Genomic DNA, 22,275 nt, shown 5'->3' with positions numbered 1-22,275 from the left:
GGTTACTTGCTCTCCTCGGTGGCGGTGCGGGACGTGGTGACGGCGGGCTCGTTCCCGCCGAGCAGCAGATACAGGACGGCCATGCGGATCGAGACGCCGTTGGCGACCTGCTCGACGGCGGTGCAGCGGTCGGAGTCCGCGACCTCGGCGGTGATCTCCATGCCGCGGTTCATCGGGCCGGGGTGCATGACGATGGCGTGCTCGGGCATACGGGCCATCCGGTCGCCGTCAAGCCCGTAGCGGCGCGCGTACTCGCGCTCGGTGGGGAAAAAAGCGGCGTGCATACGCTCGCGCTGGACCCGCAGCATCATCACGGCGTCGGACTTGCCGACGACCGCGTCGAGGTCGTACGAGACCTCGCACGGCCAGCTCTCGACCGCGAAGGGCACCAGGGTCGGCGGGGCGACCAGGGTCACCTCGGCCCCCAGGGTGGACAGCAGATGGACGTTGGAGCGGGCGACCCGGCTGTGCAGGACGTCGCCGACGATCGTGATCCGGCGGCCCGCCAGGTCCTGCCCGGTGCCCGAGGTCAGATGGCGGCGCATGGTGAAGGCGTCCAGCAGCGCCTGGGTGGGGTGCTCATGGGTGCCGTCCCCGGCGTTGACGACCGAGCCGCCGATCCAGCCGGAGGTGGCCAGCCGGTGCGGGGCGCCGGAGTCGTGGTGGCGGATGACGACGGCGTCGGCGCCCATCGCCTCCAGGGTGAGCGCGGTGTCCTTCAGGGACTCGCCCTTGGAGACCGAGGAGCCCTTGGCGGAGAAGTTGATGACGTCCGCGGACAGCCGCTTGGCGGCCGCCTCGAACGAGATACGGGTGCGGGTGGAGTCCTCGAAGAAGAGGTTGACGACGGTGCGGCCGCGCAGGGTCGGCAGTTTCTTGATCGGCCGGTCGGCGATACGGGCCAGCTCCTCGGCGGTGTCGAGGATCAGGACGGCGTCGTCGCGCGTGAGATCGGCGGCCGAGATGAGGTGGCGCTTCATCCGGTTGCTCCGTGGGTGAGGGAGATGTTCAGGCGTGCGGCGGGCAGGCGGGGGCGAGGGGGCGTCGTCGTGGCCGGTGCACCGGGCCCGCGGCGGTCGCCGGGGCTCCGGTCCAGTCCGTGGGCGGCCGTGGTTCCGCGGTTCCGTAGCTGTGGTTCCGTAGCCGTGGTTCCGTGGTCCGTGGTTCCGTGCCGCGACGGCTCCGTCCGGGCTACTGCCCGTCCGCGGGGGCGGTCCCGCGCACGCCGAGGAGCACGCTGTCGCGGCCGTCCTCCTCGGTGAGCTGGACCTTGACCGTCTCCCGCAGCGACGTGGGGAGGTTCTTGCCGACGTAGTCGGCGCGGATCGGCAGTTCGCGGTGGCCGCGATCCACCAGGACCGCGAGCTGCACGGCGCGCGGCCGGCCGATATCGCCCAGGGCGTCGAGCGCGGCGCGGATGGTGCGGCCCGAGAAGAGCACATCGTCGACCAGCACCACCAGACGGCCGTCGATGCCGTCGCCGGGGATGTCGGTGCGGGCGAGCGCGCGAGCCGGGCGCAGCCGCAGGTCGTCGCGGTACATGGTGATGTCGAGCGAGCCGACCGGCAGCTCGCCGGGCGCCTTGCCGGTGATCTCCTCGAGCCCTGTGGCCAGCCGCCGGGCGAGGTGCACACCACGGGTCGGGATGCCGAGGAGCACCACGTCGTCGGCGCCCTTGGCGCGCTCGACGATCTCGTGGGCGATGCGGGTCAGAACGCGGGCGATGTCCGGTGCCTCGAGCACAGAGCGCGCCGCGTCCGCAGTACGTGCGTCCATACGAAACGGACCTCCTTCTCCGCCTCACGGGACGGACCTTAAAGGACGTCGGAATTGCGCCATTCACAGTAGCAGGGGCGGCGGGCCGGTCCGGCATCGCCCCTGGCCGAGGCCCCCTGCGCTCCGTTCGGCTTGACGAATGGAGATTACGCTGCGTAACCTCACAGTGAGTTACCAGTCTTCGTCCGGGGAGCTTTATGTCCAGCGAATACGCCAAACAGCTCGGAGCCAAGCTCCGTGCCATCCGCACCCAGCAGGGCCTCTCCCTTCACGGTGTCGAGGAGAAGTCCCAGGGCCGCTGGAAGGCCGTCGTGGTCGGCTCGTACGAGCGCGGGGACCGTGCCGTGACCGTGCAGCGCCTCGCCGAGTTGGCCGACTTCTACGGCGTCCCGGTCCAGGAGCTGCTTCCGGGCACCAGCCCGGCCGGGGCCGCCGAGCCGCCGCCGAAACTGGTGCTGGACCTCGAGCGGCTGGCCCATGTGCCGGTCGAGAAGGCGGGGCCGCTGCAGCGGTACGCCGCCACGATCCAGAGCCAGCGCGGGGATTACAACGGCAAGGTGCTGTCGATCCGCCAGGACGACTTGCGCACTCTCGCCGTGATCTACGACCAGTCGCCTTCGGTGCTGACCGAGCAGCTGATCAGCTGGGGTGTGCTGGGCGCGGATGCGCGTCGGGCCGTCCAGCACGAGGACGTCTGACGCCGCGCGCGGCCTCTTTGGAAGTCACCAGAAAACCGATAGTGACCAGCAGAAACGTGCCGCCGGGGGCGGTGGAACCACTCGGTTCCACCGCCCCCGGCGGCTTTGTACGCGTAAAGCTCGGAGCGCTCGGACTCGGAGCGCTCAGGCTTCCGTGGTGGACTGCTCGCCGCCCCGTCGCAGGCTCGGCTTCAGCTCCTTGAAACGGCCGAGGAGCCCATTGACGAAGGCCGGTGAGTCATCGGTGGAGAACTCCTTGGCGAGCTGCACCGCCTCGTCGATGACGACGGCGTCCGGAGTCTCGTCCTCCCACACCAGCTCGTAGGCGCCGAGCCGCAGAATGTTCCGGTCGACGACCGGCATCCGGTCCAGCGTCCAGCCCACCGCGTAGGTGGAGATCAGCTCGTCGATCCGGGCCGTGTACTGGGCGTACCCCTCGACGAGCTGCATCGTGTATTCGCTGACCGGCGGCTGCCGGTCGTCGGTCCGGGCGTGCCGGATCCAGTCCGCGAGGACCGTCTGCACGGAGGTGCCACGCTGATCGGCCTCGAAAAGGATCTGGAAGGCACGCTTACGGGCCTTGTTGCGGGCAGCCACGGTTAGCTGTTCACCCGACCGAGGTACTCACCGGAGCGGGTGTCGACCTTGATCTTCTCACCGGTGGTGATGAAGAGCGGGACGCCGATCTCGTAGCCGGTCTCCAGCTTGGCGGGCTTGGTGCCGCCGGTGGAGCGGTCGCCCTGGACGCCGGGCTCGGTGTACTCGATCACCAGCTCGACGGCGGCCGGCAGCTCGACGTACAGCGGGTTGCCCTCGTACATCGCCACGACGGCCTCGAAACCCTCGAGCAGGTATCGGGCGTTGTCGCCGACGACCTCGGGGCTGATGTAGATCTGGTCGAAGGTGTCCATGTCCATGAACACGAAGCTCTCGCCGTCCTTGTACGAGAACTGCATGCCGCGCTTGTCGACATTGGCCGTCTCGACCTTCACGCCGGCGTTGAAGGTCTTGTCGACCACCTTGCCGGACAGCACGTTCTTGAGCTTGGTGCGGACGAAAGCAGGGCCCTTGCCGGGCTTGACGTGCTGGAACTCGACGACGGACCAGAGCTGGCCCCCGTCGAGCTTGAGCACCAGGCCATTCTTGAGGTCGTTCGTGGATGCCACGGTTGCGGGATCTCCTGGACTACAGCTGGTGGGACCGCAAAGATGCGACGCGCAGAGTCAGAGCGCCAGCAGCTCCTTGGTCGTGATGGTGAGTAGCTCGGGTCCGCCGTCCGCCTCGGGGCGGACGACGAGCGTGTCGTCGATCCGGACACCGCCCCGGCCCGGGAGGTGGACCCCCGGTTCGACAGTGACCGGCACACAAGCGTCCAGTTTACCCATGGCCGAGGGTGCGAGCCGAGGGTCCTCGTCGATTTCCAGGCCCACGCCGTGTCCCATCCGCGGTCCAAGACCCTCGCCGAACCCCGCGGAGTCCAGCACCTGACGGGTCGCGCGGTCCACATCCCGGCAGGCCGCACCGGGTACCAGCGCCTCCCGCCCGGCCCGCTGCGCCGCGAAGACCGCGTCGTACAGCTCCACCTGCCAGGTGGCGGGAGACGGTCCGATCACAAACGTGCGCCCCACCTCGCAGCGGTAGCCGCGGTAGTCGGCGCCCAGGCCGATGGCGAGGAAATCACCCTCCTCGACCCGCCGGTCGGTGGGTGTGTGCCCGGCCCGGCCCGAGTTCGGCCCGGTGGCCACGACCGTGGGGAAGGCCGGGCCGTCCGCGCCGTGATCCACCAGCCGGCGCTCCAGCTCCAGTGCCAGATGCCGCTCGGTCCGGCCGACCAGGATCGACTCGAGCAACTCGCCGAGCGCCTGATCGGCGAGCTCGGCGGCGATCCGCAGACAGGAGATCTCCTCGTCGTCCTTGATCAGCCGCAGTTGCTCCACGGCCCGGCCCAGATCCACCAGCCGCAGCCGGGGGGCCGCCGCGGCGAGCGCCCGGTGGCGGGCGACGGTCAGATGGTGCTCCTCGACGGCCAGCGACTCGGCGCCGTCCGCGGCGGCCAGGTCGGCGGCGGCCCCGGCCGGGTCCCCGCCCTCACCTGGCAGCACGAGAATCCGCAGGTCCTCGGGGTGGTACGAACCACCGGGCAGCGGCTCCCAGAACGGCGTCAGGGGCGCCACCAGCACATCCTGGACCGGCCCCAGCAGCAGCACGGCACCGGGCGGCACCCCGCCGCCGCACAGATAGCGCACATTGGCCGACCTGGAGACCAGCGCGGCCTCACCACCCGCCGCCGCGCACTGATCGCGCAGCCGGGCACGTCGGGCCGCGTACGCCTGGGACATGATCCTGAGCCTACGCAGTGCGGCCCGCCACGGCCGGTCGGGCGACCCGAATGGGGGCCCGCCCACCTTCTCCACTTACCAGCTGCCGCCCACTTACCAGCTGGGCGGGGAGGCGATGCTGCGGGCGACGACCTCGTCGAGCATGCGGGCCGTGGTCTCCACGTCGTACGTGGAGTTGTCGATGATCGGCAGGCCCGAGCCGTACCAGCCGGCCATCCGGCCGTGGATGCGGGCCACTTCCTCGTCGCTCAGCCGGCGATTGCCGCTACGGGCCGCGTTCCGCTCCAGGACGATCTCGAGGCCCGGCAGCACGACGACCGGCAGCAGGCCGGGGCCGACATGGCGCTTCCAGCCGCCGAGGCCCACGACCGGGCGGTCCGGGAAGACGGCGTCGTCCAGGATGCAGGAGATCCCGTTGGCCAGAAAGTTACGGGCGGCGAAGCCGCAGGTGCGGCGGGCGAGACGGTACTGCGCCTCGGAGTTCTCGTTCCACCCCGACTGCGGATTGGCGAAACCGGACCTGACCCATTCGCGCACATCGTCCAGGCTGATATGCGCGGTCGGCACCCGCCGGCGGTCGGCCCAATGGCGGGCGACGGTCGTCTTGCCCGCCCCGGCCGGGCCGATCAGCAGCACGGCCACCGCCGCCTGCGAGGCGTCGGCCATCGCCGCGCCGCCGGCCGGCGGATGCGGCAGCGGCACCGGGCCGCCGGGCGGAAGCTGAATATGGCCGGTGACGCCCGAGGGGTCCATGGGCGGCGGGGCCGGCGTCGGATGGAGCGGGGCCGGAGGGACGGGGGGCGGCGGGGCGGGGTGGGCCGGGTGGGAGCCAGGGGGGCTGGCCGGGTGGGAGCCAGGGGGGCTGGCCGGGTGGGAGCCAGGGGGGCCGGGCGGACTGGCCGGGTGGGGGCCGGGGTGGTGGGCCTGGTGAGGGCCCGGGTGGTGGCCGGTGCCCTGGGCCCAGCCCGCGCCGCCCGCGTCGGGGGCCGGTCCGGGCTGATGGGGCGGTGGCAGCGGAGCTCCCACTGAGTGCTGCATCCGGTGGCACTCCGTCTCGTGCAGGCGGTCTGGTACTGGCAACTGTCGCGTGAAGACGCGGCGGTGAGGCCGGTTCTACCGAACGGTACCTGCCCCGGCCGCCACTGTGTGAACGGCCGGGGAATACGGTGTGTGCCCAGCGACAGCCGTCATCCGGCCAATTCGTCGGCCAAAGCCCGCAATGCGAGGCGATACGACCCGATTCCGAACCCGGCGACGGTGCCGCTGGCGACCGCCGCGATGACAGAGTTGTGACGGAACTCCTCCCGCGCGTGCGGGTTGGAGATATGCACCTCGACCAGCGGCGCGGTGCGCTGTGCCGCCGCGTCCCGCATCCCGTACGAATAGTGCGTGAAGGCCCCGGGGTTGATGACGACCGGGATCGCGCCGTCCGCCGCCTCGTGCAGCCAGCGGATCATCTCGCCCTCGTCGTTGGTCTCCCGCACATCGACCTCGAAGCCCAGCTCAGCGCCGAGTTTCCCGCACTCCTCCACGAGCCCGGCGTAGGAGGTCGCGCCGTAGACGTCCGGCTCACGGCTGCCGAGCCGCCCCAGGTTGGGGCCGTTGAGGACGAGCACCCTGCGGGTCACGCGGACACCTCTCCGTACGCCGCGAGCAGCACGGCCGGGTCCGGGCCCTCCAGCACCGCGGGCTTGGCCAGACCGTCGAGGACGATGAAGCGCAGCAGGTCGCCGCGGGACTTCTTGTCGACCTTCATGGTCTCCAGCAGCCGGGGCCACTGGTCGCCGCGGTAGGTCAGCGGCAGGCCGACGGAGCCCAGGACCGCGCGGTGCCGGTCGGCCGTGGCGTCGTCCAGGCGCCCGGCGAGTCGGCCCAGTTCGGCGGCGAAGACCATGCCGACGGAGACCGCCGCGCCGTGCCGCCACTTGTAGCGCTCGTTCTTCTCGATGGCGTGGGCGAGGGTGTGGCCGTAGTTGAGGATTTCCCGCAGCCCCGCCTCCTTGAGGTCGGAGGAGACGACCTCGGCCTTCACCCGGATGGAGCGCTCGATGAGCTCGGCGGTGTGCGGTCCCGCGGGGGTGCGGGCCGCCTCCGGGTCCGCCTCGATCAGCTCCAGGATCGCCGGGTCGGCGATGAAGCCCGCCTTGATGATCTCGGCGAGGCCGCTGACGTAGTCGTGGACCGGCAGCGACTCCAGCGCGGCCAGGTCGCACAGCACCCCGGCCGGCGGGTGGAAGGCGCCGACCAGGTTCTTGCCCTCGGCGGTGTTGATACCGGTCTTCCCGCCGACCGCCGCGTCCACCATGCCGAGCACGGTCGTCGGGACGGCGATCCAGCGCACCCCGCGCAGCCACGTCGCCGCGACAAAGCCCGCGAGGTCGGTGGAGGCGCCGCCGCCGACGCCGATGATCACATCGCTGCGGGTGAAGCCGGTCTGGCCGAGCGCCTTCCAGCAGTACGCCGCGACCTCGGCGGTCTTGGCCTCCTCCGCGTTGGGCAGCTGGATCGCGATGGCCTCGTAGCCCTGCCCGAGCAGGTCCTGGCGGATGGCGTCGCCGGTCTCGGCCAGCGCCTCCGGGTGCAGCACGGCGACGCGCTTGGCCGCCGTGCCGATGAGGCCGGGCAGCTCGCCGAGCAGCCGGTGGCCGACCAGGACCTCGTACGGCTCGCTGCCCGCGGTGCCGCCGACCTGGATACGGGTGGGTGTGTCGGTGCTCATGCGTCCTTCAACTCCAGTGCGTCGAGGACCGCGTCGGCGACGTCCTCGGGGGTGCGGCCCTCTGTCGACACGACCGCGCGGGCCACCTCGGTGTACAGCGGACGGCGCTGCTCCATGAGCTCGCGCCAGCGCTGCCGCGGGTTGACGGCGAGCAGCGGGCGCGGCGCGTCGAGGCCGGTGCGCTTGACCGCTTCGGCGACGCCCATCTCCAGGAAGGCGACCGGCAGGTCGGCCAGCAGGGCGCGGGTCGAGTCGTCCAGGATCGCGCCGCCACCGAGGGCCAGCACCCCGCGGTGCTCGGCGACCGCGGCCCGTACGGCCTGCCGCTCCAGCTCGCGGAAGTGCGGTTCGCCCTCGTCGATGAAGATCTCTGAGATCGGCTTGCCGGCCGACTCGACGATGTCGGTGTCGGTGTCCCGGAAGCCGGTGCCCAGTCGCTCGGCGAGCACCCGTCCGACGGTGCTCTTCCCCACGCCCATGGGCCCGACCAGCACAATCACGGGCCCGCTCGCTCCCGGGCCGGTCGCCTGGCCGCTCACTTGATGGCCAGGTTGTCGAGGAAGCCCTTGACGTTGCGCCGGGTCTCGGTGACCGAGTCGCCGCCGAACTTCTCCGCGACGGCGTCCGCGAGGACGAGCGCCACCATCGCCTCCGCGACGATGCCCGCGGCCGGGACCGCGCAGACGTCCGAGCGCTGGTGGTGGGCCTGGGTCGGCTCGCCCGTCGTGACATCCACCGTGGCCAGGGCCCGCGGCACGGTCGCGATCGGCTTCATCGCGGCGCGCACCCGCAGCAGCTCGCCCGTGGTCAGCCCGCCCTCGGTGCCGCCGGAGCGGCCCGAGGCCCGCTTGATGCCGTCCTCGCCCGGCACGATCTCGTCGTGCGCCTTGGATCCCGGCACCCGGGCCAGGCCGAAGCCGTCGCCGACCTCGACGCCCTTGATGGCCTGGATACCCATCAGGGCGGCGGCCAGCCGGGCGTCGAGCCGCCTGTCCCAGTGGACATGCGAGCCCAGGCCCACCGGCACGCCGTACGCCAGCACCTCGACGACGCCACCGAGCGTGTCGCCGTCCTTATGGGCCTGGTCGATCTCGGCGACCATCGCGTCGCTCGCGTCCGCGTCCAGGCAGCGCACCGGGTCGGCGTCCAGTCGCGCCACATCCGCGGGGGTCGGGTAGACGCCGTACGGGGCCTTGGCCGCGGCCAGCTCCACGACGTGGGAGACGATCTCGATGCCCGTCGTCTCCTTCAGGTACGAGCGGGCGACCGTGCCGAGCGCGACGCGCGCGGCGGTCTCGCGGGCACTGGCCCGCTCCAGGATCGGCCGGGCCTCGTCGAAGCCGTACTTCTGCATGCCCGCCAGATCCGCGTGGCCCGGGCGGGGCCGGGTCAGCGGGGCGTTACGGGCCAGCCCGGCGAGCACGTCCGGGTCCACCGGGTCGGCCGCCATGACCTGCTCCCACTTGGGCCACTCGGTGTTGCCGACCATGATGGCCACCGGGGAGCCGAGGGTGAGGCCGTGCCGAACGCCGCCGAGGAAGGTGACCTCGTCGCGCTCGAACTTCATCCGGGCACCGCGCCCATAGCCGAGCCGCCGGCGGGCGAGGGCGTCCGCCACCATGTCGGTGGTGATCGGCACACCGGCGGGCAGTCCCTCCAGCGTCGCCACGAGTGCGGGGCCGTGCGACTCCCCCGCGGTCAGCCAGCGCAACCTGCTCAACGGTGCTCCTCATGCTCGCGCCTCGACGTACGGCGGCATGGCCCGGGCAGCGCGCGGCCCTGGCCCGCCACCTCCGATCCTCCCACGTCCGGTGACGCCCCCGAGCCCCGGTCCAGCTGGCGGACCCCATCTCTTTTAGGGCTCGGGAGAATCAGAGGGCGCGACCGGCGAGGGCCGCCTCGCCCGCTTCGCGCATGGTGGCCAGGGGGGCCGGGGTCCGGCCGGTCATCTGCTCGACCTGGAGCACCGCCTGGTGCACCAGCAGGTCCAGGCCGCTGACGACCGCGCCGCCGCGGTCCGCCCAGGCGGCCGCGAGCCGGGTCGGCCATGGGTCGTACAGCACGTCGAAGAGGGCACCGGGGCGGTCGGGGACGGACGCGGCCAGCTCGTCCGTGGTGCCCGCGGGGGTGGTGGCGATCACCAGGGGTGCGCGGAACGCCTCGGCCGCGGCGTCCCAGTCCGCCGTACGGACCGTCACCCCCAGCCGCTCTCCCCACTGCCGCATCTCCGCGGCCCGTGCCTCGCTGCGCACATACGCGGTGACCTCGCCCTCGCAGACGCGGGACAGCGCGGCCAGGGCCGAGGAGGCCGTGGCCCCGGCGCCCAGCACGGCGGCGCCCGCCACCCGCTCGACACCGCGCTCGCGCAGCGCCGCGACCATGCCGGGGATGTCGGTGTTGTCGCCGACCCGGCGGCCGTCATCCGTGAAGACAACCGTGTTGACCGCTTCCACCGACGCCGCCGTATCGCTGATCTCGTCGAGCAGCGGGATGACCGCGCGCTTGAGCGGCATGGTCAGGGACAGCCCCGCCCACGGCCGGTCACCGGCCGTCGCGTCCAGCCGCTCGAAGAAGCCGGGCAGCGCGGTCTCGTCCACCTCGTGGCGGTCGTAGGCCCATCCCGCCAGGCCCAGCTTCTCGTACGCGGCGCGGTGCAGCACCGGGGACAGGGAGTGGGCGATCGGCGAGCCGAGCACCGCGGCCCTGCGGTTTTCCGACATCTTTCCTCAGCCGTTCTTGCGCTGCCGGTTGAACTGGTCGAAGAGCTTTTTGTGCTCGGCGTACGTCTTGGTGAACTTGGTCGTCTTGCCGTCGAGCGAGATGAAGTAGTACCAACCGTCGTCGGTGGGGTTCATGGCCGCCTTCAGCGCGTCCTCCCCCGGGTTTCCGATCGGTCCTGGCGTCAGACCCCGGTAGAAGTACGTGTTGTAGGGATTGTCGTAATTCTTGATCTCTTGCAGCGAGATATCGATCTTGCTCTGGTTCTTGATGTAGTTGTACGTCGAGTCGAATTCCAGCTTGCCGTTGGTCTGGGTGTTTCCGGGCGCGAGGCGGTTGTAGACCACCTCGGCCATCTTGCGGAAGTCGTCGTGGGTGACGCCCTCCGCCTGGACCAGGCTGGCGACGGTGATGAGTTGGAGCGGCGACTTCAGGCCCAGCTCCTTGGCCTTGCCCTCGAGGTCGTAGTTGGCGTAGTGCCTCTTCGCCTGGGCGACCATCTTCCGCAGGACGTCCTCAGGTTTGGTGTCCTTGCCGGCGCTGTAGCGGGAGGGGTAGAGGAACCCTTCCAGCGGATCCTTGATCTTGGAGTTGTCGTCGGCCCAGTCCGGCAGCCCGAGGTTCTTGGCCTCCTTAAGGGCGACGTTTTTGGTCGTGCCCGCCTTGAGGCCGATCTTCTTGTCGATCGCGGCGTAGATCTGCGCGTTGCGCATGCCCTCCGCGACGATCAGGCCGTTGCTGCTGGCCGGGTCGACCATGAGCTTCACTGCCTCAGCCGCGGACATGTGCTTGCGCAGCGTGTACGAGCCCGGCTGGATGCTGCCGCCCTTCTCGTTCGCGTTGGCGGCCTCGATGAACGCGTCCGTGCTCTTCACGACGCCCTTGTCCTTGAGGATGTTCCCCATGGCGGTCACGCTCGCCTCTTCGGGGATCTCCACCGCGACCTCACCGTTGCCCGCGCCCGAGTAGTCGGGCGCCGGGCCGAAGCGGCTCTGCCAGAACTGATAGGCGAAGTAGCCGCCTCCGCCGACGACGCCGACCAGCACCACGGTCACGAACAGGCAGGCGACTCCGCTGCGGCGCTTGGCGGGCTTGTTCCGGCGCCCGCGCCCCTCGTCGTCGTCGGCGTCTTCGTCGTCGTACTCGTCGTCGGCACGGTCGTCGCGGTCGTCGCGGAGTATGTCGCCTCCGCCGTCGCCGTCCCGGAAGAAGGGGTGGTCGTCGGCCGGTTCGTCGTGCTCGGCCTGCATGGCCTGCTCGGCTACGGGCTCCTGGGGCTGGGCAGCCTGGGAGCCGTCCCAGTCGCCATTGCCGTACGGCTGCTGAGGCTGCTGGGGCTGGGCAGCCTGGGAGCCGTCCCAGTCGCCATTGCCGTACGGCTGCTGAGGCTGCTGGGGGTGCCGAGGCTGCTGCGGGTGCTGCGGGTAGCCGCCGGTGTCGTGCCCGTGTCCGTCCCAGTGGGGCTGCTGCTGAGGCTGCTGGTGCTGCTGGGGCTCCTGCGGGTAGCCCTGGGGGTACTGCTGGTGGGCGTACGGGTCCTGCGCGTACGGGTCATGGCCGTAGCCCTCGGGCCCGTAGCCGTCGTTCCCATAGCCCTGCTGGGGGTACTGCTCCTGCTGGTGACCGCCCTGGCCGTAGGGGTCCTGTCCGTAGCTGTCCCGGCCGTAGGAGTCCTGGTTGTAGCCGCCGTGCCCCTGGGAGCCGGGCTGGGCGTAGGGGTCCTGTGCGTATGCCTCCTGGGCGTACGGATCGTGACCGGTCGCCGTCTGGTGACCGCCCCATCCCTGATCCCCGTACAGCGGGTCCTGAGGATCCCACGGTTGGGAGCCGGTACCCCGGCCGTAGTCAGTCATCGAACCCCTAGCGACGCACGGCGGCAGCCGAGGTGTCACCCATGTCACACTCACGCACCAGGCGACGGCTGCCCTGGCCGCGCGGAACGTTACCGTATCGCGATCAGATGACCACTTCGACGGCCTCGCCCGGTGCCCGCCCGGAGACACGCTCGGTCTCCAGTGCGCTTTGCAGAATGACGACGGCAGCCGCCTGGTCAACGACCGAACGGCCTTTCTTCGAGGTCACGCCCGAGGCCCGCAGGCCCTGAGCAGCTGTGACAGTCGTCATACGCTCGTCGACCAGCCGCACCGGAACCGGCGCGACGCGGCGCGCCAGCTCCCGTGCGAAGGTGCGCACCTTGGCCGCGGCCGGCCCCTCCCGCCCGCTGAGCGAGCGGGGAAGGCCGACCACCACCTCGATCGGCTCGTACTCCTCGACGACGGCCGCCAGCCGCTTGTGGGCGGCCGGGATGTCCCGCCCCGGCACGGTCTCCACCGGGGTGGCGAGGATCCCGTCGGGGTCGCACGAGGCGACCCCGATCCGGGCGTCCCCGACGTCGATCGCGATGCGCCTGCCGCGTCGCACGGCGGTCAGGCGGCTTCCGAGACAAGCCGTTCGACGGCGGCCGCGGCCTCGTCGACGGCGTCCGGGTTCGTGCCGCCGCCCTGGGCGACGTCCGGCTTGCCGCCGCCTCCGCCGCCGAGGGCCTTGGCCGCGGCGCGGACCAGGTCACCGGCCTTGAGGCCACGCTCGCGGGCGGCCTCGTTGGTGGCGATGACGGTCACCGGGCGGCCGTTGGCGACGGAGAACAGGGCGACGACGGCCGGGCGGTCGCCAGGAATGCGCCCGCGCACATCCAGCACCAGCTTGCGCAGGTCGTCGGCGGCCGTGCCGTCCGGCACCTGGCCGGTGACCAGGGCCACGCCCCGTACGTCCTTGGCGCCCGCGGCCAGCCCGGCGGCGGCCTGGAGCACCTTCTCGGCGCGGAACCGCTCGATCTCCTTCTCGGCCTCCTTGAGCTTGGCCAGCATCCCGGAGATCTTCTCCGGCAGCTCCTCAGGACGGCCCTTGACCAGGTCGGTGAGTTGGGAGACGACGGTGTGCTCGCGGGCGAGGAAGTTGTACGCGTCCACGCCGACCAGGGCCTCGACCCGGCGCACGCCGGAGCCGATCGAGGACTCGCCGAGCAGCTTCACCAGACCCAGCTGGGCGGTGTTGTGCACATGCGTGCCACCGCACAGCTCCTTGGAGAAGTCGCCGATGGTCACCACGCGCACCCGGTCGCCGTATTTCTCGCCGAACTCGGCGATGGCGCCCTGCTTCTTGGCCTCCTCCATGCTCATCACCTCGGCGGTGACATCGAGCTCACGGGAAAGGACCTCGTTGATCTTCTGCTCGACGTCGGTGAGGACCGCGCCGGGCACGGCGGCCGGCGAGCCGAAGTCGAAGCGGAAGCGGCCGGGCGAGTTCTCCGAACCGGCCTGGGCGGCGGTCGGGCCCAGGGCGTCGCGCAGCGCCTGGTGGGTGAGGTGGGTGGCGCTGTGGGCGCGGGCGATGGCGCGCCGGCGCTTGACGTCGATCTGGGCGTACGCCCCGGCGCCCACGGTCACCTCGCCCACCTGGACGGTGCCCTTGTGCACGCTGACCCCGGGCACCGGCTGCTGGACGTCGCGCACCTCGACGACGGCGCCGGAGTCCAGCCGGATCCGGCCGGAGTCGGCGAGCTGGCCGCCGCCCTCGGCGTAGAACGGGGTGCGGTCGAGGACGACCTCGACCTCGTCGCCCTCGGTCGCGGCGGGCGAGGGCAGGCCGTCGACCAGCAGGCCGACGACGGTGGACTCGCCCTCGGTGTCGGTGTAGCCGGTGAAGACGGTCGAGCCGGAGGTGTCGGCGACCTCGCGGTAGGCGGACAGGTCGGCGTGGCCGGTCTTCTTGGCCTTGGCGTCGGCCTTGGCCCGCTCCCGCTGCTCCTTCATCAGGCGGCGGAAGCCGTCCTCGTCCACCGAAAGGCCCTGTTCGGCGGCCATCTCGAGGGTGAGGTCGATCGGGAAGCCCCAGGTGTCGTGGAGCAGGAACGCCTTGTCACCGGCGAGCACCGTGCTGCCCGCGGCCTTGGTGTCGGTGACGGCGGTGTCGAGGATGTTGGTGCCGGCCTTCAGCGTCTTCAGGAAGGCGGCCTCCTCGGCGAGGGCGACGGTCTCGATGCGCTTGCGGTCGGTCAGCAGCTCCGGGTACTGCTGGCCCATCGTCTTCAGGACGACGTCGACGAGCTCGTTCACGACCGGCTCGGTGGCGCCCAGGATGCGCATATTGCGGATGGCGCGGCGCATGATGCGGCGCAGCACATAGCCGCGGCCCTCGTTGCCGGGGGTGACGCCGTCGCCGATGAGCATCACGGAGGTGCGCATGTGGTCGGCGACCACGCGCAGCGAGACATCGCTGTCGTGGTGGGCGCCGTAGGCGACGCCGGTGAGCTCCGTGGCCTTGTCGATCACGGCGCGCAGGTTGTCGGTCTCGTACATGTTGTGCACGCCTTGCAGGATCATCGCGAGGCGTTCAAGGCCGAGACCGGTGTCGATGTTCTTGGAGGGCAGGTCGCCGAGGATCGGGAAGTCCTCCTTGCCCTCGCCCTCGCCCCGCTCGTACTGCATGAAGACCAGGTTCCAGATCTCCACGTACCGCTCGTCGTTGACGGCCGGGCCGCCCTCGACGCCGAACTCGGGGCCGCGGTCGTAGTTGATCTCGGAGCACGGGCCGCAGGGGCCGGGGACGCCCATGGACCAGAAGTTGGGGCCCATGCCCAGGCGCTGGATGCGCTCGGCGGGGACGCCGATGACGTCACGCCAGATGCGCTCGGCCTCGTCGTCCTCCTTGTAGACGGTGATCCACAGCTTCTCGGGCTCCAGGCCGTAGCCACCCTCCTCGACGGAGGTGGTCAGCAGCTCCCAGGCGAGCTTTATGGCGCCTTCTTTGAAGTAGTCGCCGAAGGAGAAGTTGCCGCACATCTGGAAGAACGTGCCGTGGCGGGTGGTCTTGCCGACCTCTTCGATGTCCGGCGTACGCACACACTTCTGCACGCTGACGGCACGGTCGAAGGGGGGCTTCACCTCGCCGAGGAAATACGGCTTGAAGGGGACCATTCCCGCGTTGATCAGCAGCAGGGTCGGGTCGTCCGCGATGAGCGACGCCGAAGGCACAACGGTGTGCCCGCGCTCTTCGAAGAAGCGCAGCCAGCGGCGGCGGATTTCAGCCGACTCCATCAGTGGTCCTCATTTCCGGCTTTTGGGTGGTTGTACAAGTAATTCTGCGTGAGCTGGGCGCGGCCGCGCTGGGCGGGCAGCTGCTTGCGGTCGGGCGCGGGCGCCGCGCTCAGGCCCAGGGCGTCCTTGAGCGCCGCCTCCCGGTCGGCCATACCGTCGCGTACGTCGAGCGCGAACACCTTGATCCGCCGCCCCGCGAGCACCGCCCGGTCGGCGGCCTGCGCCGCCAGACTCTCCGGGGTCAGCTGATTGAGCTTGCGGTTGACCTTGGTGGTGGCCCACACACCGGCTGCGACCCCGGTGGTGAACCAGAACGTACGGCGGAACATTCCGGTCTCTCAGCCCTTCGATGCACGGTTGCGACGGCCGCCCCGGCGGGCGGACGGCAGGGTCTTGCCGACGACGACGGTGTGCGTGGTCTCGCCGTCCGGGTGCTGCTGCCCCTTGCGGCCGATCGCGCGCCGCACGCCGTAGCCGAAGGCGGCGACCTTCACCAGCGGCCCGCCGAAGGCCGAGGAGACGGTCGAGGAGAGCGCGGAGGCGTTGGAGGTGACCTCCTGCACATCCGCCGCGATCGAGTCCACGCGGGCGAGCTGGGTGTTGGCGGAGCGCACGGTCGCGGACGCCTCGCTGAGCAGCGGTACGGCCTGCTCGGTGACCTCGGCCACCAGCTTGGTCGCGGCCTTGAGCGTCTGGGCGAGCCTCACCAGCGCGAGGGCGAGGAAGGACACGAGGATCGCCCAGAAGACGGCCACGAGGATCCCGGCCACCTCTCCACCGGACACGTTGCACGCTCCCTGCTGCTGCTCGTCTGCTGCTCGTCGTGTGGTAGATCGTCCGTCGACCGCCGTCACGGGCGGGTGGGTCGTCATCCGAGACGGGCGGCAGGTATCGACCTTATCGCGCCGGGCACCCCTGCCCGAACCGCATTACGGTCGCCCGGAAACGCCTCGCGGGTCCCCGTCGACCATGTCGAAGGGGACCCGCGGGGTGCGTATGCGCGCCGGTGCTCGTACAGCCGGCGTCGCCCGGCCGGATCAGCGGGCGTAGTACTCGACGACCAGCTGCTCGTCGCAGATCACCGGGATCTCCTTGCGGTTCGGGTCCCGGTCCAGGCGGAAGGCCAGGGCCTGCAGGTTGACCTGCAGATAGCGCGGGGTCTCGCCGTCCAGGGCGTAGCCGCCCTCGCGCGCGACCTGGAACGGGTGCTTGTCGCGGCTGCGCTCGCGGACCATCACCACGTCGTCCGGGCGGACCCGGAAGGACGGCTTGTCGACCTTGCGGCCGTTGACCTCGATGTGGCCGTGGACCACCATCTGGCGGGCCTGGTAGATGGTGCGGGCCAGCCCGGACCGCAGGACGAGCGCGTCCAGACGGCGCTCGAGCTCGATGACCAGAGCCTCGCCCGTCTTGCCTTCGGCCTTGCGGGCGCGGTCGTAGGCACGGGCCATCTGGCGCTCGCTGATGTCGTACTGAGCGCGCAGACGCTGCTTCTCGAGCAGCCGGACCTTGTAGTCGCTGTTCTGCTTGCGGCCACGGCCGTGCTCGCCCGGCGGGTAGGGGCGGGCCTCGAAGTACTTGACGGCCTTCGGGGTCAGCGCGACGCCGAGCGCTCGCGACTTCTTGACCTTGGGACGCGACTGGTTGGGCACGGGGAACGAACCTCCGATATAAGTTAGGTGAGCCTTACCTTAGCCGAGGAGGACGCATGTTTCGACCTGGGATCCCCCTGCCCAGCACTGGTCAGAGCACCGAGGAGGGTCAGCCGCGTCCCGGGGAAGAAGCTCCGCGGCCATCGGCGGCGGAGCGGGTACGTACTCTCGTGGAGTCCAAGGCTACGGCCTCGCTCACCATTCCCGGCATCGAGACCGTCGAGAGCATGGACGACCTGGGGGCGCACGCCCCCGCCGCCCGCGCCGTCTCCCCCGACGGCGATGTGCTCCTGCTGGTCCCCGGCGGCTCGGCCGCCGCCCGCGCCGCGGCATACGCCCAGGACGACGAGGTGACCTGCGTGATGGAGATCACGGACGTCGCCCCCGTCGCGGTCGCCCACCGGATCCGCGGACGCGCCTGGGTCGGAGGGTGGCTCACGCCCGTACGCGACCGGGACCGCGCGGCGGCCGCGGCCCTGCTGGCCCGCCGGCATCCGCTCGGCGAACTGCTCGGCATCGGCGAGGCGCTGGCCGGGGGCGGCGGCGGATGGGCGCTGCTGCGGCTGGAGGTCGGCGAGGCGTGCGTGGACGACCTGTGGGGCGCGGACGCGGTCGAGCCGGACGACTTCGCGACGGCCGCCCCCGACCCGCTCGCCCCGCACGAGGCCGAGCTCCTGCAGCATCTGCACGCGGCGCACGACGACCAGATGCGCGGCCTGTGCTCCCTCCTCGGCGACCACCCGGACCGCGCCTGCGGCACGCGCGGCCGCGCGATCCCCGTGGCCCTGGACCGCTTCGGCCTCCGCGTCCGCTTCCCCGACGCCCCCGGCAACCCCTTCGACGCCCGCTTCGACTTCCCGGAGCCGGTGCGGAACATCTCCGAACTCCGCCGCGCGATGCACACGCTCTTCGACGCGGCGGCGGACTAGCCCCGGCCCCCCGCCCCCGGCGGCACAGGCTGTCCATGGTGGCGCGCGGCGTGCCCGCCCGGCCCCCCACACGCCCCCGGCGGCGCCACCGCGCGGCCGACGGCCGGGCCCGGGGCCCGCGCTCGTTCCGGAAAGGCGCGGTGCGAGGCGCGGGGAGCGCCCTACCGCAAAGCCGGAAGGCCACGCACCTGCGGGCGCCGACCGGTCGTCGAGGAGCCCCACGGTACGGCGGCCGGCCGGCGGGCGGTTGCCCGCGATCGGTCAGCTACGGGGCGGTGCGTGCGGGAGTCCGAGGTCGGGGCGGCTGGCGCCGATGTGGGCGCCGGGCCGCGGTCCGGCCCGGGCCGGGCAGGGCCCAGGCCGCCGCTCGTACGGAAACCCCCGGCCACGGGCCGAGGGCCGGGGCTCGGGGCGTGCCCCCGTTCGGGAAGGGGCGGGGTGGGGGCACCATTCCGGCGCGACGGCGGGACACCGCGCCGTCACCCCTCGGGGCGGACGCGTCCGCAGGCCGAGCCGACCCGGGCGCGCGGCGAAGCCCCAACCGTGTCCGGACGGCCGAGGGGCCGTTCGGCCGACGCGCCGTTAGGCCGAACCCTCGGCAGCCGAACCGCCGGACCCCGCCCCACCGGGGCCGGCCGGGGCGGAATCATCAGGGGAATCGCCCGCCCCCGACTGCGCCGGACGGGGCGCGGGGGGCTCGGGCGTCACCGGCTGGGGTGGGCGCGGGGGCGGGGGCGGGGGCTCCCCGCGGAGGCGGGCGCGTACGCGCTCGACCACGTCCGCGTAGCGCGCCTCCGCCCCGTACCGCGTCGGCTCGTAGTACCGCTTGCCGTGGATCTTGTCCGGCGCGTACTGCTGCGCCACGATCCCCCCGGGCAGATCGTGCGGGTAGAGATAGCCCTGCGCATGGCCGAGCTTTTCGGCGCCCTTGTAGTGGCCGTCGCGCAGATGCGGTGGGACCGGACCGGCCAGCCCCGCGCGGACGTCGGCGAGGGCGTCGCCTATCGCGCGCGTGACCGCGTTGGACTTCGGGGCCAGCGCCAGCGCCACCGTGGCGTGGCCGAGGGTCAGCGCCGCCTCGGGGAAGCCGATCAGCGCGACCGCCTGGGCGGCGGCCACCGCCGTCTGCAGGGCGGTCGGGTCGGCGAGCCCGATGTCCTCGCTCGCGGAGATCATCAGCCGCCGGGCGATGAACCGCGGATCCTCGCCCGCCTCGATCATCCGGGCCAGATAGTGCAGCGCCGCGTCGACGTCCGAGCCGCGGATGGACTTGATCAGGGCGCTGGCCACGTCGTAGTGCTGGTCGCCCGCGCGGTCGTACTTGACCGCGGCGCGGTCGACCGCCTCCTCCAGCGTCGTGAGGGTGATCGCGGGCTCGCCCTTGGCCAGCGCCGCGCCGGCGCCCGCCTCCAGGGCGGTCAGCGCGCGCCGCGCGTCGCCGCCGGCGATCCGCAGCAGATGCCCCTCGGCGTCCTCGGGGAGCGTGACCGCGCCGCCGAGGCCGCGGTCGTCGGTCAGCGCGCGGCGCAGCAGCCCGCGCAGGTCGTCGTCGGTCAGCGGCTCGAGGGTGAGCAGCAGCGAGCGGGACAACAGGGGGGAGATGACGGAGAAGTACGGGTTCTCCGTCGTGGCGGCGATGAGCGTGACCCAGCGGTTCTCGACGGCGGGCAGCAGCGAGTCCTGCTGGGCCTTGCTGAAGCGGTGGATCTCGTCGAGGAAGAGTACGGTCTCCCGCCCGTACGCCCCGGAGGAGCGGCGCGCGCCGTCGATGACGGCCCGCACCTCCTTCACGCCCGCGGTGATCGCCGACAGCTCGACGAAGCGCTTCTGGGTGGCCTGGCTGACGACGTACGCCAGGGTCGTCTTGCCGATGCCGGGCGGCCCCCACAGGAAAACCGAGGACGGACCAGCCGGACCAGCCGGGCCGCCGCTGCCCTCGCCGACGAGCCGCCGCAGCGGGGAGCCGGGCCGCAGCAGATGCTGCTGGCCGACAACCTCGTCAAGCGTGCGCGGGCGCATGCGCACGGCCAGGGGACTGCTGGACGGGTCCTTCTCCTGGCGTTCCTCTGCGGCGGCGGTGAACAGGTCTGGCTCCACCCGGGAAGCCTATGTCACCGCACTGACAGCGCCTGGCGGGAAGGGCGCCTCACCCCTGGGCGCCGGTCCAGAAGCTCCACCACCGGGTCAGGATCAGCATGCCGATGACGCCGACCCACAGCACCGGCACCACCCAGTGGAACTCCAGCAGCCCGCGCCGCAGCCCGTCCGGCGCGGGCAGGAACCCGTGCTTGATGTTCTTGCCGGTGACGTAGCAGAACAGCACGATGGTGGCGACCCAGGCCAGGCAGCACCACAGGCACAGCGAGCCGATGACGTACAGCGACTGGTACTGGAGCCAGGTGCAGAATCCGACGCCGAACAAAGTGCCCGCGTTGAACGTCAGCCAATACCAGCGCGGGAAGCGGGCCCCGGCCAGCAGGGACATCCCCACGCAGATCACGATCCCGTAGGCGACCAGGCCGAGCATCGGGTTCGGAAAGCCGAAGGCATGGGCCTGGTCGCTCTCCATGATGTTGCCGCAGGAGACGATGGGGTTGAGGCTGCAGGGAGGCGAGTAGCTCTTGCCGACGGCCTTGGCCTCGAGGATCTTGTTCTTGTCGATCGTGATGACCCACGCGGCCAGCAGCCCGAGCGCACCGGTGATCACGAGCAGCAGGGCGAAGGCGCGACCGCCTCCGACCGCGACCCGCGCGTCGTCCTGCCGCGCCTCGTCGGACTGCACCTCATCCACCGCTGTCGTCGCCATATCGCCGTTCCGTCGTCCCACCGAGTCCATGTGTCGCCCCCGTCAGGCATGGACATTCTGCCGCATCGGGGACGTCCGGACCGCCCCTCGCCTAAATGCGGCACGGTCTCGGCCATCCTCCTCCGTCCCCCGTTCGGTGGGCATAAGCCGCCTCAGCGGGGCACACGCGGAGAGTTCCCGGACCGCCGCCATCGCCTCTCTTTGACAGAGTGAATCCGCGCCCGCCGAGTTGACGGCGGGCGCGGATTCGTCAGCGATTCGTCAGCGGGTCAGCCGAGGCGGGCGCTGACCGCCTCGACCAGGCCGTCCAGCGGGACCGCAGTCTGCTCACCCGACTCGAGGTCCTTGAGCTGGACGACGCCCTCCGCGAGGTCCCGCTCCCCCGCGATGACCGCGAGCCGCGCCCCGCTGCGGTTCGCGGCCTTCATCGCCGCCTTCACGCCCTTGCCGCCGTACGCGAAGTCCGTCGCGACCCCCGCCCGGCGCAGCCCGGTGACCGCGCCGAACAGCACCCTGCGCGCCTCCTCACCGAGCGGCACCGCGAAGACGCTGGTGGCGGACGGCAGGTCGAGCTCGACGCCCTCGGCCTCCAGCGCCAGCACCGTACGGTCCACACCGAGCGCCCAGCCCACCGAGGGCAGCGCCGGTCCGCCGATCATCTCCGACAGGCCGTCGTAGCGGCCGCCGCCGCCGACCGCGGACTGCGAGCCGAGCCCGTCGTGGACGAACTCGAAGGTGGTGCGGGTGTAGTAGTCCAGGCCGCGCACCAGCTTGGGATCGTCCTCGAAGGCCACGCCCTCGGCGGTCAGCAACTCGCGCACCTGCTCGTGGTACTCCTTGCACGCCTCGCACAGGTGGTCGCCCAGCATCGGCGCGCCGACCAGCTGCTTCTGCACCGCTTCACGCTTGTCGTCCAGGACCCGCAGCGGGTTGATCTCGATCCGGCGCCGGGTGTCGTCGTCCAGCTCCAGGCCGCGCAGAAAGTCCTGGAGGGCGGCCCGGTAGGCGGGGCGGCAGGTGGCGTCGCCCAGGGAGTTCAGCAGGATCCGGAAGTTCCGCAGCCCCAGCGAGCGGTACGCGTCATGGGCCAGGATGATCAGCTCGGCGTCGAGCGCCGGGTCCTCGGCGCCGATCGCCTCGGCGCCGACCTGCGAGAAGTGGCGGTAGCGGCCCTTCTGCGGGCGCTCGTAGCGGTAGTACGAGCCGGAGTACCAGAGCTTGACCGGCAGGTTGCCGACCTTGTGGAGGTTGGCCTCCAGCGCGGCGCGCAGCACGGAGGCGGTGCCCTCGGGGCGCAGCGCCAGCTCGTCGCCGCCCTTGGTGGTGAGGGTGTACATCTCCTTGGTGACGATGTCGGTGGACTCGCCGACACCGCGCGCGAAGAGCTCGACGTTCTCGAAGCCGGGCGTCTCCACATAGCCGTAGCCGGAGCGCTTGAGCGGGGCGGCGATGGCGTCGCGCACCGCGAGATAGGTCGCGGAGTCCGGCGGGATCAGGTCATACGTGCCCCGGGGGGCCTTGAAGGTGCTCACGGAAGGTCTC

At 71.5% G+C, this 22,275-nt stretch carries 22 protein-coding genes; 2 read left to right on the top strand and 20 right to left on the bottom strand.

Translation table 11 applies throughout. The annotated features are described in order from the left end of the window. Positions 1 to 2: 2 nt before the first annotated feature. Together ACFV2X_RS30045 and pyrR are read right to left on the bottom strand one after the other, a co-directional pair. Entirely contained in the window at positions 3 to 980 is a 978-nt protein-coding gene (locus ACFV2X_RS30045) for an aspartate carbamoyltransferase catalytic subunit (RefSeq protein ID WP_385622304.1), read from the bottom strand. Between the two features lie 211 nt (positions 981 to 1,191). Further along, positions 1,192 to 1,776, bottom strand: a complete 585-nt coding sequence (pyrR, locus tag ACFV2X_RS30040) for a bifunctional pyr operon transcriptional regulator/uracil phosphoribosyltransferase PyrR (RefSeq protein WP_385622301.1) — start codon at positions 1,774 to 1,776, stop codon at positions 1,192 to 1,194. A gap of 197 nt (positions 1,777 to 1,973) precedes the next feature. Here pyrR and bldD point away from each other — a divergent pair, with 197 nt between their 5' ends. Then, positions 1,974 to 2,474: a transcriptional regulator BldD gene (gene bldD, locus ACFV2X_RS30035; RefSeq protein WP_014056259.1), complete on the top strand. Its 501-nt coding sequence runs from the start codon at positions 1,974 to 1,976 to the stop codon at positions 2,472 to 2,474. A 144-nt stretch (positions 2,475 to 2,618) separates the two neighbouring features. On the opposite strand, the gene nusB is transcribed toward bldD, so the two are convergent. The 15 genes from nusB to rpsD form a co-directional block, all read right to left on the bottom strand. After that, on the bottom strand, positions 2,619 to 3,071 hold the full coding sequence (gene nusB, locus ACFV2X_RS30030; RefSeq protein WP_385622298.1) for a transcription antitermination factor NusB: 453 nt from the start codon (positions 3,069 to 3,071) through the stop codon (positions 2,619 to 2,621). Between the two features lie 2 nt (positions 3,072 to 3,073). Next, the gene (efp, locus tag ACFV2X_RS30025) at positions 3,074 to 3,640 is read right to left on the bottom strand and encodes an elongation factor P (RefSeq protein WP_089510370.1); all 567 of its coding nucleotides are present in this window, start codon (positions 3,638 to 3,640) and stop codon (positions 3,074 to 3,076) included. A gap of 57 nt (positions 3,641 to 3,697) precedes the next feature. Then, positions 3,698 to 4,813 (bottom strand): M24 family metallopeptidase, encoded by a 1,116-nt coding sequence (locus ACFV2X_RS30020; RefSeq protein ID WP_385622295.1) that lies wholly within the window; start codon positions 4,811 to 4,813, stop codon positions 3,698 to 3,700. 93 nt (positions 4,814 to 4,906) lie between these two features. Next, positions 4,907 to 5,851 carry an AAA family ATPase gene (locus ACFV2X_RS30015; RefSeq protein ID WP_385622292.1) on the bottom strand — a complete coding sequence of 315 codons (945 nt, stop codon included), beginning with the start codon at positions 5,849 to 5,851 and terminating at the stop codon, positions 4,907 to 4,909. A gap of 149 nt (positions 5,852 to 6,000) precedes the next feature. Continuing rightward, entirely contained in the window at positions 6,001 to 6,441 is a 441-nt protein-coding gene (gene aroQ / locus ACFV2X_RS30010) for a type II 3-dehydroquinate dehydratase (protein WP_385622289.1), read from the bottom strand. Continuing rightward, positions 6,438 to 7,532, bottom strand: coding sequence for a 3-dehydroquinate synthase (gene aroB, locus ACFV2X_RS30005; protein ID WP_385622286.1), 1,095 nt, complete (start codon positions 7,530 to 7,532; stop codon positions 6,438 to 6,440). Before aroB ends, aroQ begins: the two co-directional genes overlap by 4 nt. Next, on the bottom strand, positions 7,529 to 8,032 hold the full coding sequence (locus ACFV2X_RS30000; protein WP_089510375.1) for a shikimate kinase: 504 nt from the start codon (positions 8,030 to 8,032) through the stop codon (positions 7,529 to 7,531). Before ACFV2X_RS30000 ends, aroB begins: the two co-directional genes overlap by 4 nt. Positions 8,033 to 8,067: 35 nt before the next feature. Continuing rightward, complete coding sequence (gene aroC / locus ACFV2X_RS29995) at positions 8,068 to 9,252, bottom strand: chorismate synthase (RefSeq protein WP_385622282.1); 1,185 nt, start codon at positions 9,250 to 9,252, stop codon at positions 8,068 to 8,070. A gap of 151 nt (positions 9,253 to 9,403) precedes the next feature. Then, the gene (locus ACFV2X_RS29990; protein ID WP_385622280.1) at positions 9,404 to 10,252 is read right to left on the bottom strand and encodes a shikimate dehydrogenase; all 849 of its coding nucleotides are present in this window, start codon (positions 10,250 to 10,252) and stop codon (positions 9,404 to 9,406) included. Between the two features lie 6 nt (positions 10,253 to 10,258). Beyond that, complete coding sequence (gene mltG / locus ACFV2X_RS29985; protein ID WP_385622278.1) at positions 10,259 to 12,103, bottom strand: endolytic transglycosylase MltG; 1,845 nt, start codon at positions 12,101 to 12,103, stop codon at positions 10,259 to 10,261. A gap of 103 nt (positions 12,104 to 12,206) precedes the next feature. Continuing rightward, positions 12,207 to 12,680 (bottom strand): Holliday junction resolvase RuvX, encoded by a 474-nt coding sequence (ruvX, locus tag ACFV2X_RS29980; RefSeq protein WP_089510379.1) that lies wholly within the window; start codon positions 12,678 to 12,680, stop codon positions 12,207 to 12,209. Next, positions 12,677 to 15,346: an alanine--tRNA ligase gene (gene alaS / locus ACFV2X_RS29975; protein ID WP_385622275.1), complete on the bottom strand. Its 2,670-nt coding sequence runs from the start codon at positions 15,344 to 15,346 to the stop codon at positions 12,677 to 12,679. Before alaS ends, ruvX begins: the two co-directional genes overlap by 4 nt. After that, positions 15,346 to 15,675, bottom strand: coding sequence for a DUF6167 family protein (locus ACFV2X_RS29970; RefSeq protein WP_014174978.1), 330 nt, complete (start codon positions 15,673 to 15,675; stop codon positions 15,346 to 15,348). Before ACFV2X_RS29970 ends, alaS begins: the two co-directional genes overlap by 1 nt. A gap of 9 nt (positions 15,676 to 15,684) precedes the next feature. Then, complete coding sequence (locus tag ACFV2X_RS29965) at positions 15,685 to 16,131, bottom strand: DUF948 domain-containing protein (protein ID WP_385622273.1); 447 nt, start codon at positions 16,129 to 16,131, stop codon at positions 15,685 to 15,687. A gap of 252 nt (positions 16,132 to 16,383) precedes the next feature. After that, the gene (gene rpsD / locus ACFV2X_RS29960; protein ID WP_385622270.1) at positions 16,384 to 16,998 is read right to left on the bottom strand and encodes a 30S ribosomal protein S4; all 615 of its coding nucleotides are present in this window, start codon (positions 16,996 to 16,998) and stop codon (positions 16,384 to 16,386) included. A 170-nt stretch (positions 16,999 to 17,168) separates the two neighbouring features. Here rpsD and ACFV2X_RS29955 point away from each other — a divergent pair, with 170 nt between their 5' ends. After that, positions 17,169 to 17,927, top strand: coding sequence for a DUF2470 domain-containing protein (locus tag ACFV2X_RS29955; RefSeq protein ID WP_385622268.1), 759 nt, complete (start codon positions 17,169 to 17,171; stop codon positions 17,925 to 17,927). Between the two features lie 582 nt (positions 17,928 to 18,509). Here ACFV2X_RS29955 and ACFV2X_RS29950 read toward each other — a convergent pair. From ACFV2X_RS29950 to hisS, 3 genes are all read right to left on the bottom strand, one after another. Further along, on the bottom strand, positions 18,510 to 20,024 hold the full coding sequence (locus ACFV2X_RS29950) for a replication-associated recombination protein A (protein ID WP_385622265.1): 1,515 nt from the start codon (positions 20,022 to 20,024) through the stop codon (positions 18,510 to 18,512). A gap of 49 nt (positions 20,025 to 20,073) precedes the next feature. Continuing rightward, positions 20,074 to 20,733, bottom strand: coding sequence for a vitamin K epoxide reductase family protein (locus ACFV2X_RS29945; protein WP_385622263.1), 660 nt, complete (start codon positions 20,731 to 20,733; stop codon positions 20,074 to 20,076). 269 nt (positions 20,734 to 21,002) lie between these two features. After that, positions 21,003 to 22,265 carry a histidine--tRNA ligase gene (hisS, locus tag ACFV2X_RS29940; RefSeq protein WP_385622260.1) on the bottom strand — a complete coding sequence of 421 codons (1,263 nt, stop codon included), beginning with the start codon at positions 22,263 to 22,265 and terminating at the stop codon, positions 21,003 to 21,005. Between the last annotated feature and the right edge of the window lie 10 nt (positions 22,266 to 22,275).

This window comes from Streptomyces sp. NPDC059679, assembly GCF_042734105.1.
Taxonomy (GTDB): domain Bacteria; phylum Actinomycetota; class Actinomycetes; order Streptomycetales; family Streptomycetaceae; genus Streptomyces.
Note: the sequence above shows the minus strand (reverse complement) of the source record. Positions and strands in the feature narration are given on the sequence as shown.